Origin of the sequence: Fulverythrobacter ferritrahens (assembly GCF_020539485.1) — a bacterium.
GTDB classification, from domain to species: Bacteria; Pseudomonadota; Alphaproteobacteria; order Sphingomonadales; family Sphingomonadaceae; genus Andeanibacterium; species Andeanibacterium ferritrahens.
Map to the genome: position 1 here is coordinate 1,020,658 of NZ_JACDXU010000001.1, position 14,215 is coordinate 1,034,872.

10 protein-coding genes are annotated in these 14,215 nt (G+C 62.2%); 3 read left to right on the forward strand and 7 right to left on the reverse strand.

Annotation, left to right across the window (positions count from 1 at the left end; translation table 11 throughout):
- Window positions 1-22: 22 nt before the first annotated feature.
- Together H0274_RS04980 and H0274_RS04985 are read left to right on the forward strand one after the other, a co-directional pair.
- On the forward strand, window positions 23-1,051 hold the full coding sequence (locus H0274_RS04980) for a 2-hydroxyacid dehydrogenase (RefSeq protein WP_226793539.1): 1,029 nt from the start codon (window positions 23-25) through the stop codon (window positions 1,049-1,051).
- A gap of 145 nt (window positions 1,052-1,196) precedes the next feature.
- Window positions 1,197-2,495, forward strand: a complete 1,299-nt coding sequence (locus H0274_RS04985) for an ammonium transporter (RefSeq protein ID WP_226793542.1) — start codon at window positions 1,197-1,199, stop codon at window positions 2,493-2,495.
- Between the two features lie 50 nt (window positions 2,496-2,545).
- On the opposite strand, the gene H0274_RS04990 is transcribed toward H0274_RS04985, so the two are convergent.
- The 7 genes from H0274_RS04990 to H0274_RS05020 all read right to left on the reverse strand — a co-directional run bounded on the left by H0274_RS04990 (window position 2,546) and on the right by H0274_RS05020 (window position 10,743).
- On the reverse strand, window positions 2,546-3,274 hold the full coding sequence (locus H0274_RS04990; RefSeq protein ID WP_226793545.1) for an esterase/lipase family protein: 729 nt from the start codon (window positions 3,272-3,274) through the stop codon (window positions 2,546-2,548).
- An 18-nt stretch (window positions 3,275-3,292) separates the two neighbouring features.
- On the reverse strand, window positions 3,293-4,699 hold the full coding sequence (locus H0274_RS04995; RefSeq protein ID WP_226793548.1) for an NAD(P)H-dependent flavin oxidoreductase: 1,407 nt from the start codon (window positions 4,697-4,699) through the stop codon (window positions 3,293-3,295).
- A gap of 28 nt (window positions 4,700-4,727) precedes the next feature.
- Window positions 4,728-5,471: a class I SAM-dependent methyltransferase gene (locus H0274_RS05000; protein ID WP_413463462.1), complete on the reverse strand. Its 744-nt coding sequence runs from the start codon at window positions 5,469-5,471 to the stop codon at window positions 4,728-4,730.
- Window positions 5,468-6,595: a peptide chain release factor 2 gene (prfB, locus tag H0274_RS05005; protein WP_226793551.1), complete on the reverse strand. Its 1,128-nt coding sequence runs from the start codon at window positions 6,593-6,595 to the stop codon at window positions 5,468-5,470. The genes H0274_RS05000 and prfB overlap by 4 nt, the downstream gene beginning before the upstream one ends.
- 100 nt (window positions 6,596-6,695) lie before the next feature.
- Complete coding sequence (locus H0274_RS05010) at window positions 6,696-7,244, reverse strand: peroxiredoxin (RefSeq protein ID WP_413463471.1); 549 nt, start codon at window positions 7,242-7,244, stop codon at window positions 6,696-6,698.
- Window positions 7,245-7,283: 39 nt separating this feature from the next.
- Entirely contained in the window at window positions 7,284-9,812 is a 2,529-nt protein-coding gene (locus H0274_RS05015) for a penicillin-binding protein 1A (protein ID WP_226793557.1), read from the reverse strand.
- Window positions 9,813-9,867: 55 nt separating this feature from the next.
- Window positions 9,868-10,743: an N-acetylmuramoyl-L-alanine amidase family protein gene (locus H0274_RS05020; protein ID WP_226793560.1), complete on the reverse strand. Its 876-nt coding sequence runs from the start codon at window positions 10,741-10,743 to the stop codon at window positions 9,868-9,870.
- Between the two features lie 564 nt (window positions 10,744-11,307).
- On the opposite strand from H0274_RS05020, the gene H0274_RS05025 reads away from it, so the two are divergent.
- Window positions 11,308-14,106, forward strand: coding sequence for an Rne/Rng family ribonuclease (locus H0274_RS05025; protein ID WP_226793563.1), 2,799 nt, complete (start codon window positions 11,308-11,310; stop codon window positions 14,104-14,106).
- Window positions 14,107-14,215 lie beyond the last annotated feature (109 nt).

The following is a 14,215-nucleotide window of genomic DNA, read 5'->3' on the forward strand; positions in this document are numbered from 1 at the left end:
GCAGGAGCATAGCGCGCTAAGCATGACTGACAGCACTCAACCCGCGCCCGCCTCTGCATCCCCCCGCCGCGTTGATGGCAAGCCGCGCGTCATTGTCACGCGGCATCTGCCCGGCGTGGAGCCCCGCATGGCGGAACTGTTCGACACGGTACTCAATACCGAAAACCGACAGTTCAGCCGGGATGAACTCGTGGCCGCGATGCAGGATTGCGATGTGCTGGTGCCCTGCGTGACTGACAAGATCGATGCTTCGATGATTGAAGCCGCCGGCGGCCGGATGGGGCTGATCGCCAATTTCGGCGCGGGGGTCGATCATCTCGATCTCCATGCCTGCCAGGCGCGCAAGATCATGGTCACCAATACGCCGGGCGTCTTTACCGAAGATACCGCCGACATCACCATGGCGCTGATCCTCTGCGCATCCCGCCGCCTTTCAGAAGGTGTCCGCATGGTGGCCGCCAATGAATGGCCGGGCTGGTCCCCCTCGCACATGCTGGGGCGGACCTTGCGCGGGAAGGTTCTGGGCATTGTGGGGATGGGCCGTATCGGCCAGGCCCTCGCCCACCGCGCCCGCGCGTTCGGCATGCATGTGGTCTATAACAATCGCAGGCGCCTGCCCGATGCACTTGAGACCATCCTCGGCGCCGAATTCGAGCCTGATATGGACCGGTTGATCGCCCATTCCGATTACCTGTCGCTCAACTGCCCGGCCACTGCAGAAACCAAGGGCATGCTCAATGCCCAGCGGATCGCCACGATGAAGCCCGGCTCCTTCGTGATCAACAGCGGCCGGGGCGATCTGATCGACGAAGATGCACTGATCGATGCGCTGCGCAGCGGTCACCTTGGCGGCGCAGGACTCGACGTTTTCCTGAACGAACCGAACATCGATCCGCGCTTTGTGGACCTGCCCAATGTCGTGGCCCTGCCGCATCTGGGCAGCGCAACGGTAGAAGGACGGACGGCCGCCGGCGAAAAGATCATCCGTAACATCCAGAGCTGGGCTGACGGTCATTCACCGCCGGATCGGGTAGTAGTAGGTTTGGGCTGAGGTAGGGCCAGCAGGCAAGCCTGACCTGAAACGGCGCACATCCGCAGTTTATTGCGACAGTCGCTTGTCCTGCGCCAGAATCCTGTCCTAGACGCCCGCATGACGTAACAGCCGCGCCAAGCGGACGCAGGGGAGACTAATCAGGATGTTCCGCAGACTCATTGCGGCGATGGCACTCGCCGTCCTGCCGACCGCAGCCTTCGCGCAGGATCCTTACGCCGCCGCAGGCGATAGTGGGGACACTGCCTGGATCCTGATCTCCTCCGCATTGGTGCTGCTGATGTGCCTTCCGGGCCTCAGCCTGTTCTATGGCGGCCTCGTAAGGGCCAAGAACTTCCTTTCGGTTGCCCTGCAATGCGGCGCTGTGGCCGCCGTCGCCTCGCTCCTTTGGGTCATGGCCGGCTATACTCTTGCATTCGGCCATGTCACCAATGGCTGGTTGGGTGCCGGCAATGCCTGGATGCTGATCGACCTTGGCAATGTGCGCGATGGACTGACCATTCCCGAAAGCACCTTTGCCCTATTCCAGATGACCTTTGCCGCAATCACCCCCGCCCTCATGGTCGGCGCATGGGTCGATCGCGCCCGCTTCGGCTGGGTCATAGGTTTCTCCGCCCTTTGGAGCCTGATGGTCTATGCCCCTGCCGCACATTGGGTTTGGGGTGACGGATGGCTCGCTTCTACCATGGGCACGCTCGATTTCGCCGGGGGCATTGTGGTTCACACCACAGCGGGTGTCTCCGGCCTTGTGATCGCGCTGCTGCTCGGCCGGCGACAGGGCTTTCCCGGAACCGCGATGCTCCCCCACGCACCCGGTCTCACCATGATCGGCGCGATGTTGCTCTGGGTCGGCTGGTTCGGCTTCAATGGTGGCTCCGCCCTTACCGCGACAGATGATGCTTCCACCGCGATTATCAACACTCATGTCGCCGCCGCCATGGCAGCCCTTACCTGGGTGCTGATCGAGCGTTTCACCTTCGGCAAACCGACCAGCGTGGGTTTCGCAACCGGCGCTATTGCCGGGCTTGCTACCGTCACTCCGGCGGCCGGCTTCATCTCGCCCGGCGCGGCGATCCTGTTCGGGGCGCTGGCGGCCGTGGTCTGCTATGGAGCGATCCATCTCTTCAAGATCAAGCTCAAGATCGACGATTCGCTGGATGTCTTCGCCGTTCACGGCATAGGCGGCATGCTGGGCTCGCTGTTGCTTGGCGTGTTCATTTCGCCCGCCCTGGGCGGAACCGGCTACCCGGAAGGTCTCAATATGGTGACTATGGTGGCGGCGCAGGTTGTGGGCGTCGGTGCTGTCGCGATCTGGTCCGCCATTGCCACTGTGGTACTGGCGCTGGGCGTGTCGTTCCTCATCCCGATGCGCGTCAGCCCTGAAGACGAGACCGAGGGGCTCGACATTACCAGCCATGGCGAGCGCGGCTGGGAGTTCGACTAGGTTTTCGAAAGGATCGAGCGCAGCCTTCCTTCGGGAAGGTTGCGGGAAATTCAGACGGCGATTCCCGCCGTTTCGTCCGCAGGCAAATTGGCCGCCAGCATTTCCACCACCTGACGGACGCCATCAGCAGTGCCGCCATAGCCGAAATGCGTCACATCCAGTTCGATCTGCAGATCGGATTCACTGCCCAGCCCGCGCGCTGCCGCCGGGGCGACTATCCCATCGCTGGCTGACCACACCGCTATAGTCGGCACCGGGGGTTTGGTCAGGAAGTCGAGACCTTCGGGCACTTCGTCGACGGAATGCTCATTAACGAGATTATAGAGCCTCCACGCGCGGTTGCGATGCCGATCGCCCGAAAAGGGGCTGCCCAAGCTCACGATCAGCGCAATCTTCTCCGGAAGCCGATTGCCAAGCGCCCTTGCCACAATCCCCCCGAGGCTCCACCCCAGCAGGATCACCTTTCGGCCCTCGCGCCCGGCAATAGAGTCGAGGCGCTGCTCGAGAGCTTCCACCAGTCCCGGCCGGAACCCGAGATTAAAGCCCTGCTCCCAGCCATAGGAATGGAAGCCCGCGCGATCGAGTGACCTGCGCAGCAGCGCCGTCGACAGATCGTCAGTCATGAAGCCGGGCAGCACCAGAACGGGCCAGCCCTTCCCATCGGCCTGGCAATTCACCGGACCGTGCCAAGGGCTCAGCCCCAGTGGAATGGCAGCGCCTGCCTCAGTCAGCAGGCGCCAAAGCGGTGGGAGCGGCGGTTCTCCGGCCTTATCAGCCACGTGCCAGCCCCCGCGCGCTCAATCGCCGGTAAGGATACGGTCAACCAGTTCCTTCACCGTAGGGGTGAAGTTGTTTGAATAGAACGGATCCTGCTTGAAACGATAGGCCGCATGGCCGGCGAACATCAGGTTCCGGTCTACGTCGCCACCATGGGCTATGTCCTGCAGAGTCTTCTGAATGCAGAAGCTGCGCGGATCGGCAAGACGCCCGGTGGTGTAATCATCATGGTCCTTCCATGACGAGAAGCCGCAATGCGAAAGGCAACCCATGCAATCGGTCTGATCCTTGCGGATCTCGTTGCGGTCATCGGCGGTAACGAACACAACCGTGTCGTCCGGCGTCTTGAGCGCTTCAGTGAAACCCTGCGAAACCCAGACGCGCGCGCGTTCCAGATCCTTGGGGGCGACCCAGAAGTTCTTGCCCTTCACGCCGACATCCAGCTGGACCGTATGCTCTCCCGCTTCAACGCGTGAATAGGGAATCTGGCGCTCGGAACGAGCCTGAAGATCGAGCAGGAACGGCGTCTTCACTGCCGAGCTGTAGAACCCGGTGGGAGAAAATTTGTGCAACAGCACATCGCCCGGTTCGATCTTGCGCAGGGCGTCCTTCCACTGCTGCGGGATCGGGCTTTCATGAGTCAACAACGGCCGGGTGCCGTACTGGAAGGCGATCTGACCCAATTCAGGATTGTCGATCCAGTCGTTCCATTCGCGCAGGAACCACACGCCACCGGCCATGATGATCGGCACGTCGTCCGAAATGCCTTCCGCCCGCATGGTTTCACGCAGCGCCTTGACGCGGGGATAGGGATCTTCCGGCTTCTGGGGATCCTCGGCGTTGGAAAGGCCATTATGGCCGCCCGCCAGCCACGGATCTTCATAGACTACCGCGGCCATCAGTTCGCTGACCTTGTGGTAGGAACGCTTCCACAGCGCGCGGAAGGCGCGTGCGGAACTGATGATGGGCAGGTAATTCACATTGAAGCGCGCGGCGATCTCCGCAAGCTTATAGGGCATGCCCGCGCCGCAGGTGACGCCGGTGACCAGACCACGGGTCTTTTCCAGAACGCCTTCAAGGACAGCCTGGGCACCACCCATTTCCCACAACACATTGATGTTGATTGCCCCGCGTCCGCTGGCAACGTCGTAAGCCCGGCGCACCTGTTCCACCGCGCCGTCAATCGCGTAGCGGACAAGTTGCTCGTGCCGCTCCACGCGCGTGCGCTGCGGATAGAGCTGCGGAATCACATTGCCGTTTGCGTCATAAGAATCAGCGTTAACCGCGCTGACCGTGCCGATGCCCCCGGCAGCCGCCCAGGCGCCCGACGAGGCATGGTTGGTGGCAGCAACGCCCTTCCCGCCTTCAATCAACGGCCAGACTTCCCGGCCACCATATTGGATCGGCCGCAACCCTTTGAAACTCATGTACGTTCCTAAACTATACGCGCCAGACTTACGAGGGCGTCTTCGTTTCCGTTGCCCCCGGCTGGCCGCAGGGTTCGATATCTTGTGGCTCGGGCCTGTCGCCCACTGCTTCGAATTGCGCGTAGTACCCGGCGAGCTCAGGTTTACGAACAAATTCGACGAGACGAAAGCCCACATGGTCGAATTCACAGAATAACAGCTTGGGTTCGATACCGTGCTGGTCCGCCGGACGATCCCGATCCACGACGATTATCTGCCCGCCCGGACGCAGCGCTGGCCGCAGGCGCCAGAGAAAGGCATAGGGCTCCGAAACCTCATGATACATGTGGATCAGGAATACCCGGTCAAAGCTCTTTTCCGGCAGACGAGGATCATCCTCCGCCCCGAGCTTGATCGATACGTTGTCGAGCCGCTCGCGCTCCACCCGGATGCCCAGGCGCTTGATCGCTGCTTCATCGATATCCTGCGCCAATACGCGCCCGCGCGTGCCGACCTTGGAGGCGAGACGGACAGTATAATACCCTTCGCCCGCGCCAATATCGGCAACGGTCATGCCAGGGCGGATATTGGCGAGATCCATCACCGTCTGCGCTTCGCGCCGATCGTCGCGGGCCTGTTCGGAAGAAACGCTGTTGCCGCCCAGATTGGAGACCGGACGATAGGCCCGCGGAAATTCACGCGCGGTTTCCGGCCGGCCGTCATCCTCCTTCTTGAACAGGTTGCAGCCGCCCAACAGCAGCAGCCCTACACAGAAGGCCGCGCGCAATCTCACTCGACATCCTCCACTTCAACCGCCTCACCGGTTACACGCTGGGCCAGAGCGGCGGAGATGAAGTCGTCAATGTCGCCGTCCAGCACATCGTCAGGCGCGGTGGAGGTGGTGCCAGTGCGCAGATCCTTCACCATCTGATAGGGCTGCAACACATAGGAACGGATCTGGTGACCCCAGCCAATGTCGGACTTGGAGGCGTGTTCGGTACTGGCAGCCTCTTCCCGCTTGCGCATTTCTTCCTCGAACATGCGGGCGCGCAACATGTTCATCGCGATTTCGCGGTTCTTGTGCTGCGAACGGTCCACCTGGCTCGCCACGATGATCCCCGAGGGAACGTGGGTGATGCGCACTGCGGAGTCCGTGGTGTTGACGTGCTGACCGCCCGCGCCCGATGCGCGGTAAGTATCGATCCTGAGGTCCGCCGGGTTGATTTCGATGTCGATATTGTCGTCGATCACCGGATAGACCCATACAGAACTGAAGCTGGTGTGGCGCCGCGCCGAGCTGTCATAGGGGCTGATGCGCACCAGACGATGCACCCCGCTCTCGGTCTTGGCATAACCATAGGCGTTCTCGCCTTTGATCAGCAGCGTAGCGCTCTTGATCCCGGCCTGTTCGCCTGCGTGATAATCCACGAGTTCCACCTTGTAGCCATGGCGTTCGGCCCAACGCGTATACATGCGCTGGAGCATTTCCGCCCAGTCCTGGCTCTCGGTACCCCCGGCCCCGGCGTGGATTTCGAGATAGGTATCGTTGGCATCGGCCTCGCCCGAAAGCAGCGCCTGCACCTTGTCGGCATCGGCGCGGATTGCCAGCTGCTTCAGAGCATCCAGCCCTTCGCGCACGACATCCTCATCACCTTCCATTTCGCCCAGTTCGACGAATTCGATGGCATTGGCCATCTCCGCCGAAATCTCGTTGACGGTGCCGATTGAGCTTTCGAGGCGGCGACGCTCCCGCATCACGCTTTCCGCGTTTTTCGGATCATCCCACAAGGTGGGATCTTCGACGCGTGCGTTCAGCTCGTCGAGCCGCCGCACTGCGCGATCCCAATCGAGCGAACGGCGCACCAGCGCCAGGGCTGCTTCGATCCGGTCAATTTGGGCCTGCCCTTCGGCACGCATGGCAATCTTACTCCGCTAATCCAGCGGCCCGCTTAGCGGAAGACTGCCGATTGTAAAGAAGGGCTGCCCCGCGAGGGCACCATATCGTGCCTGGCGGCGGTCAGCGCCCTTTCAGTTCCTTGACCTTGGCCAGCGTGCGGCTGACGTGCTCGCGCCAGTCGAGATCAGAATGGGCCAGCTTCACCTTGCCGTCCCTGCCAATGACATAGCTGGTGCGGTTGGAAAGGCCGGTGTCCTGCCCGTTCATCACGAAGCCTACGTCATAGGCCTTGATCAGCGCCTTGTTCGCGGTCGCCACCGGGAACTTGTTGCGGCATTCCTCTGTGGAGAAGCGCTTCAGTGTGGGCAAATCGTCCGCCGACATGCCCACCACGGTAGCACCAGCCTTATGGAAATCGTCCATTGCCTCGGCAAAGGCGTTGGCTTCCAGCGTGCAGCCCTGCGTGAAAGCCTTGGGGAAGAAATACAGCACTACCGGTCCCTTCTTCAGGGCCTTGGCCAGATCGAAGGTAAACCCCTTCCCCGCCAGCGCCCCTTGGGTGGCGAAGGTGGGAGCTTTCGCCCCCTGAGGAAGCTGTGCCGAAGCGGCGCCGGGCAAGGTGGCGACTGCCACAATGGCCACTGCGGCAGCCAGATTACGTGCGATCATCATGCGTTCTCCCCTGTGCAATCCTGCAAAGGTTCCGGTTCAATAAAGGCCACCCTGCTCTTCGGCGAAATTCTGCGGCTGCCGATTATCGGAAGTGCCGTTTGTAACGCCCTGCTTCGCCGCTTGTTCCCGCCTGCGCAACTGCGCAAGGATCATGTCGCGCATGGCGTCAATCTCGTCCTGCAAGGCGGCGCGGCGCGGCTCAGTATCGGGTTTGAACGCTTCCCAGATCACGCTCGATTTCGGATCGTCAGTGGGCCAGGCGCCGAAAATGCGGCGGCCCGTGGCACGGTCGATCCGGACCATGCGGATTCCCGCCGGGGCCACGAAGGGCCTCCCGTTCCAGCGATCCCGGCTTTCATTGACGAATTGCTTGAAGATCGGCGCCGCAATTGTGCCGCCCTGGGCATAGCCACCCATGTTGCGCGGCTTGTCGAAGCCCATATAGACGCCCGCGACGATGTCGGGCGAGCCGCCTACGAACCACACGTTGGTCGGGCCGTTGGTGGTCCCGGTCTTGCCGAAAAGCGGCAGGTTGAGATCGCGCAGCACCACGGCCGTACCCCGCTGAACCACGCCTTCCAGCATGTGCACCACCTGGAAGGCCGTGCGCGGATCGAGCACCTGCTTGCCCACCGGCTTGAGCCGCGGCATCGGCTTGCCATCCCACTGCGGCATGTTGCAGCCGGTGCATTCGCGCTTGTCGGCGCGCCAGATCACCTTGCCACGACGGTCCTGCACGAAATCGATCGTGCTCTGGCCAAACTGCAATCCGTGATTGACCAGCGCAGAATAGGCGTTGACCATCCGCGCAACCGTGGTTTCCCCAGCGCCCAGCGCGAAGGAAGGATAAGGATCATATTTGCCGATCCCCACGCGGTCGATGGTCTTCACCACATTGGGCATGCCTGAATCCATCGCGATGTGGACGGTCATCAGGTTGCGGGACTGTTCGAGGCCCCAGCGCATCGTATGTTCGCCACCGCCGCGCGCACCGCCGAAATTGCGGAAGCATTTTTCGCCAAGCGCCGCGCCCTGATAATAGCAATATTCGCCATCGAGGACCATCGTCGCCGGGGTCATGCCATGATCCAGCCCGGTGGCATAGACGAAGGGCTTGATCGTGGAGCCCGGCTGCCGCAGCGCCTGTGTCGCACGGTTGAAGCTGTCTAGCCGCGGGTCGAAACCGCCCTGCATGGCCAGCACGCGGCCGGTATTGGGATCTTCTGCCAGGAAGCCGCCGGAAATTTCGGGAACGCTGCGAATCCGCCAGCCATTGCCTTCCGGAGTGGCTGCGACGACGTCACCCGACTTGAGCTTATCGGGCAGGCCCACCAGAGGCGCTTCCTTGCCATCGGTAAAGCCGATCCGGGCGGAACCGCCGGAACGGCTCGTCACCACACCCACGCGCCAGTTCAGATATTTGATCGCAAGGCCGGAACTCTGCAGCTGGCCGCGCCATTCGCCCTTATCCATATCGATCGTGGCAATGGGCCCGCTCCAGCCCTTGGCGGATTGATAGCGCAACAAGCCGGAACGCAGCGCATTGCTGCCGGCTTCCTGCAATTCCGGGTCCAGCGATGTGCGAACCCACAGGCCGCCCGCATAAACGCTATTCGGCCCATCTTCCGCCTGCTCACCGAACTTCTCGATCAGTTGGCGGCGCACATCCTCCATGAAATATCCGGCATCGACCGTAGTGTAATCGGGCCGCTGGGTAACCAGACCCAGGGGCTGCGCCTTGGCGGCATCCGCTTCTGACCGGCTGACGAAGCCATTCTCCACCATTTCGTCGAGCACCCAGTTGCGGCGCTCTATCGCGGAATCATGAAATTGCGGACGCCCATAGCGCTCAGGCGCCTTGGGCAGGATCGCAAGGAAAGCAGCCTCATGCAGTTGGAGATCGCCGACATCCTTGCCGAAATAGGCGCGCGAGGCCGCCTGGACGCCAAAGCTGCGGCGACCAAGGGGAATTTCATTGAGGTAAAGCTCGAGAATCTGCTGCTTGGTCAGCACACCCTCGATCCTGCGGGCAAGCAGCATTTCCTTCAGCTTGCGGGTGATCGAATATTCGTCCCCCACCAGAATATTCTTCGCGACCTGCTGAGTAATGGTGGAGCCGCCGCGCGCGCGCTGGCCGCTGCCGATCTTGCTGACGTAATCGACCACGGCGCCCGCAAAGCCCGTGATATCCACGCCGCCATGGGTCCAGAAAGTCTTGTCTTCCGCAGAGAGATAGGCGTTGATCAGCGGCTTGGGAAAATCCCGGAACTGCAACTGGACACGCCGTTCCCGAGCGTAGGAATCCACGATGTTGCCGTCTATTCCGCGCACCATGGTGGGCAATGGCGGTTCATATTCCAGCAGCATCTTCGCGTCGGGCAGGTTGCGCGCCAACAGCAGCCAGACGAGCAACCAGACGAGCAGCAGCCCGACGATCGCGGTGGATGCCCAGCGGAACGCAGGACTTTGGCGCCAGTTCTCCCGGAACCAGTTCATCACGCTGTGCGCTTCGCGGCGGATCCGGTAATGGATCGATTGCGGGGCGGATTGATTAGTCTCGCTCATGGTCGCGCGCGCCTTAGCACGGCGTGTTCGCCCGATGCCAGAAGGAAGCGCGCCTCTATGCGCCGGGGCGGGAATTGCGCGCGAAGAATATGCGGATGGCACGCTCCACGGCGTCGGCGAACCGCTCCTTTCCTTCCGGAGTGGCAAGCCGCTCCACATCCTGCGGATTGGTCACGAAACCAGCCTCGAACAGCACCGAAGGCACGTCGGGCGCACGCAACACGGCCAGCGCGGCCGCACGGCGCGGCTCGGCATGGAAGGCGATAGCCCCAGTCCCTTCGCGGACGATCAGTTGCGCGAACTCCGAGGATTCGGCCTGCGCACGGCGCTGCGACAGGTTTACCAGAATGGCGCTGACGACATCACTTTGGCCGGACAGGGAAATCCCGTTCAAACGGTCGGCATTATTTTCCCGCGCGGCAAAACGGGCTGCTGCCTCGTCCGAGGCCTTTTCCGACAATGTATAGACGCTGGCACCCTGTATCCCGCTCTCAACTCCTGCAGAATCTGCATGGATCGAAAGAAACAGATCGGCCCCAAGCCTGCGGGCGATTTCGGCACGTTCCTGCAGCACAAGGAAACGATCATCGTCACGGGTCAGCGCCACGCGGATACCGCCCTCCTGCAAGAGACGATCACGCAGGGCCAAGGCGAGCCCGAGAACCAGACGCTTTTCCTCGAGCCCCTGGCCGGAAGCGCCCGGATCATGCCCGCCATGCCCGGCATCGATGACTACCAACGGCATGGCGGCATCCGCCGGCCCCTCCACCTTGGGCAGGTTCACAGGCTTACCGGAGGTGGGCAACTCAACCCTGATGACATAGGAACGGCCAAGAGCCGGCACAGGCAGGTAGAGGCCAAAAGCATACAGCCCGGCAAGCAGGGCTGGCGGAAAGAGAAGCAACAGCCAAGGCAGGACGCGCAGTGCCATCACCGCACCGCTTAGGTTCGCGGAGTACATGGCGACAAGAGGAATTATGATACCAGTCGCGCAATTTTCGTGCGCAAAGCGGTTGCCGATGAAAAAACGCAGTGCTAGCACGTTGCAACCGGGCTATTCTGCCTTGCGAGATCCTACCAGCGCTGCTGCGGCCACTGAAGGCGCAGGCACCGCCGCGGAGAATCCCCTCGCAGCAATCCCGGTCAATCTCCGGGCTATATTTCGGGAAACGCTTTTCCCGGAAAAAAGGTCCGGCCCGCATACAGGTTGATGCCGAAATGAGAATCTTTTGCCCCGTACGATCGCCGCAGCCGCAGGGCTGCGTTGCGATGTCGCGGCGCATAGCGGCGCAGCGCACCGGCGACGGGCCGCCCGTTCTTATTTCCGCAGACACATTCCGCTTCGCCGGCTGCATTCAGCAGACCGGCGAATTTTCAATTTCCGGCCGCCACGAATGGCAACGTCCTCGGGCCGCCGGTTTCAACGCATATGTGCGCGCCGCTTCCATCCATACCGAAAAGGTCGCAGGAACAGGGCGCGCCTGGAGAATTCATAATGGCCACGCGCATGCTAATCGATGCGCGCCACCCGGAAGAAACTCGGGTGGCGGTGCTCAAGGGCAATCGGATTGAGGAGTTCGACTTTGAATCTGCTGAGCACAAGCAGATCAAGGGAAATATCTATCTCGCCAAGGTAACCCGGGTAGAACCCTCGCTGCAGGCGGCATTCGTCGATTTCGGCGGCAACCGGCACGGGTTCCTCGCCTTCAGCGAAATCCACCCCGACTATTACCAGATCCCGCGCGAGGATCGTGAGGCGCTGCTCGCCGAAGAAGCTGAAGCCGCCGCCGAGGAAGCCGCTTTGCGCGCAGCCGAGGAAGAAGAGGAAGACGCGCTGGCCGAAGAGAGCGAAGGCGATGCCTTTGCGGATGAAATGGCCGGTGAGGATGGCGTCGAGGAAATCGACACCTCCGAGAAGGATGATGTCGCCACCATCGAAGGCGGCGAAATCGCCGATGGCGATGAGGAAGACGGCGAAGGCAACGCGGATGACGGCGTTGAAGGCGCCGAAGATGGCAACAAGCCCCGACGTGGCCGTCGCCAGGGCCGTGGCGGCAATCGCGCCCGCGCCAAGGAAGTGGACGAAGTACGCGCCAAGCGCATGGCGCTGCGCCGCCGCTACAAGATTCAGGACGTAATCCACAGGCGCCAGGTGCTGCTGGTGCAGGTCGTGAAGGAAGAACGCGGCAACAAGGGCGCCGCCCTCACTACCTATCTCAGCCTTGCTGGCCGCTATTGCGTGCTGATGCCCAATTCCACTCACGGCGGTGGCATTTCGCGCAAGATTTCCAACGCTTCGGATCGCAAGCGCCTGAAGCAGATCGTGGCCGAAATGAAGCTGCCCAAGAGCATGGGCTGCATCGTTCGCACAGCCGGTCTCCAGCGCACCAAGCCGGAAATCAAGCGCGACTTCGATTATCTCGCCCGTCTGTGGGACGAAATCCGCGAAAATACGCTGAAGAGCGCGGCCCCCACGCTGATTCATTCGGACAGCGATCTGGTGAAACGCGCGATCCGCGACATCTATAATCGCGACATCGAGGAAGTCGTGGTGGAGGGCGAGCTCGGCTACAAGGCCGCGCGCGACTTCATGAAGCTGCTCATGCCCAGCCATGCGCGGCGCGTGAAGGCCTATTCCGACCCGGTGCCGCTGTTCCAGCGCTATGGCGCGGAAGACCAGCTGACCGCCATGTACGATCCTGTCGTACAGCTGCGTTCGGGCGGTTACATCGTCATCAATCCGACCGAGGCGCTGGTCTCGATCGACATCAACTCCGGCCGCTCGACCAAGGAACATGGGATCGAGCAGACGGCTCTCGCCACCAATCTCGAAGCGGCGCATGAAATCGCAAGGCAACTGCGCCTGCGTGACATGGCCGGGCTGGTGGTGATCGACTTCATCGACATGGAGTACAATTCCAACATCCGCAAAGTCGAACGCGCGATGAAGGACGCCCTCAAGCACGATCGCGCGCGCATTCAGGTGGGTCGTATCTCCGGCTTCGGCCTGATGGAAATGAGCCGTCAGCGCCTGCGCACCGGCGTGCTGGAAGCCACCACCCGTTCCTGCCCGCATTGCGACGGCACCGGTCTGGTGCGGACCGCCTCCAGCGCGGGCCTTTCCGCCCTGCGCCTGATCGAGGACGAAGCGGCCAAGGGCAAGGGCACGATCATCACGCTCTATGCCAGCACGGAAGCGTCGATCTATCTGCTCAACGCCAAGCGCGCCGATCTGCATGAGATCGAGGATCGCTATGGCGTCACCGTTCAGGTGATCCCCGAGGGCGAGAATGAGGGCGCCAAAATGCGCGTCGTCTCTGGCGGACCGCGTCCCACTTCCCTCCCCAAGTTCGAACCCATCGTCGATGAGATCGAAGAGGAAGAAGAGCTGGAAGCCTTCGTCGATGAGGAAGAAGACGAAGAGGGCGAGAATGACGACCGCAACAAGAAGCGTCGCCGCCGCCGCCGTGGCGGTCGCGGGCGGAAGCGTCGTGACGAGATGGATGAAGGCTCCGACGAGGAGCGTGAGGATGACGAATCCGAGGCCGGGGAAGATTCCGCAGCTGATGAGGGCGAGTCCGACGAATCTGATACCCCGACTGACGAAGACGGCGAAGGCTCCCCTCGCAAGAAGCGCCGTCGGCGTGGTGGCCGCAACCGCCGCAAGAAGCGTCTGGACGGTGAAGGCGAAGGGGAAGGTGAAGCCGAAGGCGCTGCCCAGGACGGCGAAAGTGCTGCAGAAGATGCAGAGGTAGCGGAAGCCGAACTGGCGGAAACTGCCGAGCCGGCCGCCGAAGAGGCCGCAACTGTGGAGGCTCCGGTTGAAACGCCCAAGCCCAAGGCCCGCCGCAGCCGCGCAAAGAAGGTGAAGGAAGAACCTGCCACCGATGCGGAAACGACTGCCGGGGAAGCCAGCGTGGCAGAACCCGCTGCAGCTGCCGAGGAGGCTCCTCCCGCCAAGCCGAAGCGCACGCGTCGCAAGAAGGCAGATGCCGAAGCAGAAGCTGCCGCCGCTGCGGAAGCGGCCGTAGAGACGCCCGCTGCGGAAGTCTCTGCGGAGGTGGCACCGGCCAAGCCGAAGCGCACTCGCCGCAAGAAGGCCGAGCCGACTGCGGAAGCACCGGCTGCAGAAGTGGCAGCTCCCGAAGCCGCGCCCGCCGAGACGGTAGCGGAAGTGGCCACTGCCGAACCGGCCGCACCTTCCGAGCCGGAGCCCGCTGCGGCTCAGGAAGCATCACCGGAAAGCTCCGCCTCACCCCGTCGCGGCTGGTGGCAGCGCACTTTCGGAGAATAGGCCCAGAAAGGTTATCCCGGCCGTTCGGAACCCGCCCTCTCAGCCGCTCTTGCGGTGACACTGGCGGGGCCTCTGCAACGGCCGGGACAGTCTAAGTCAAGGCAGCCCG

What these genes read in the sequence shown, in the direction of transcription:
- H0274_RS04980 (WP_226793539.1), top strand. Translation starts at nt 23, where the DNA reads ATGACTGACAGCACTCAACCCGCGCCCGCCTCTGCATCCCCCCGCCGC.
- H0274_RS05015 (WP_226793557.1), bottom strand. Translation starts at nt 9,812, where the DNA reads ATGAGCGAGACTAATCAATCCGCCCCGCAATCGATCCATTACCGGATC.
- H0274_RS05025 (WP_226793563.1), top strand. Translation starts at nt 11,308, where the DNA reads ATGGCCACGCGCATGCTAATCGATGCGCGCCACCCGGAAGAAACTCGG.
- H0274_RS05010 (WP_413463471.1), bottom strand. Translation starts at nt 7,244, where the DNA reads ATGATCGCACGTAATCTGGCTGCCGCAGTGGCCATTGTGGCAGTCGCC.
- prfB (WP_226793551.1), bottom strand. Translation starts at nt 6,595, where the DNA reads ATGCGTGCCGAAGGGCAGGCCCAAATTGACCGGATCGAAGCAGCCCTG.
- H0274_RS04985 (WP_226793542.1), top strand. Translation starts at nt 1,197, where the DNA reads ATGTTCCGCAGACTCATTGCGGCGATGGCACTCGCCGTCCTGCCGACC.
- H0274_RS04995 (WP_226793548.1), bottom strand. Translation starts at nt 4,699, where the DNA reads ATGAGTTTCAAAGGGTTGCGGCCGATCCAATATGGTGGCCGGGAAGTC.
- H0274_RS05020 (WP_226793560.1), bottom strand. Translation starts at nt 10,743, where the DNA reads ATGGCACTGCGCGTCCTGCCTTGGCTGTTGCTTCTCTTTCCGCCAGCC.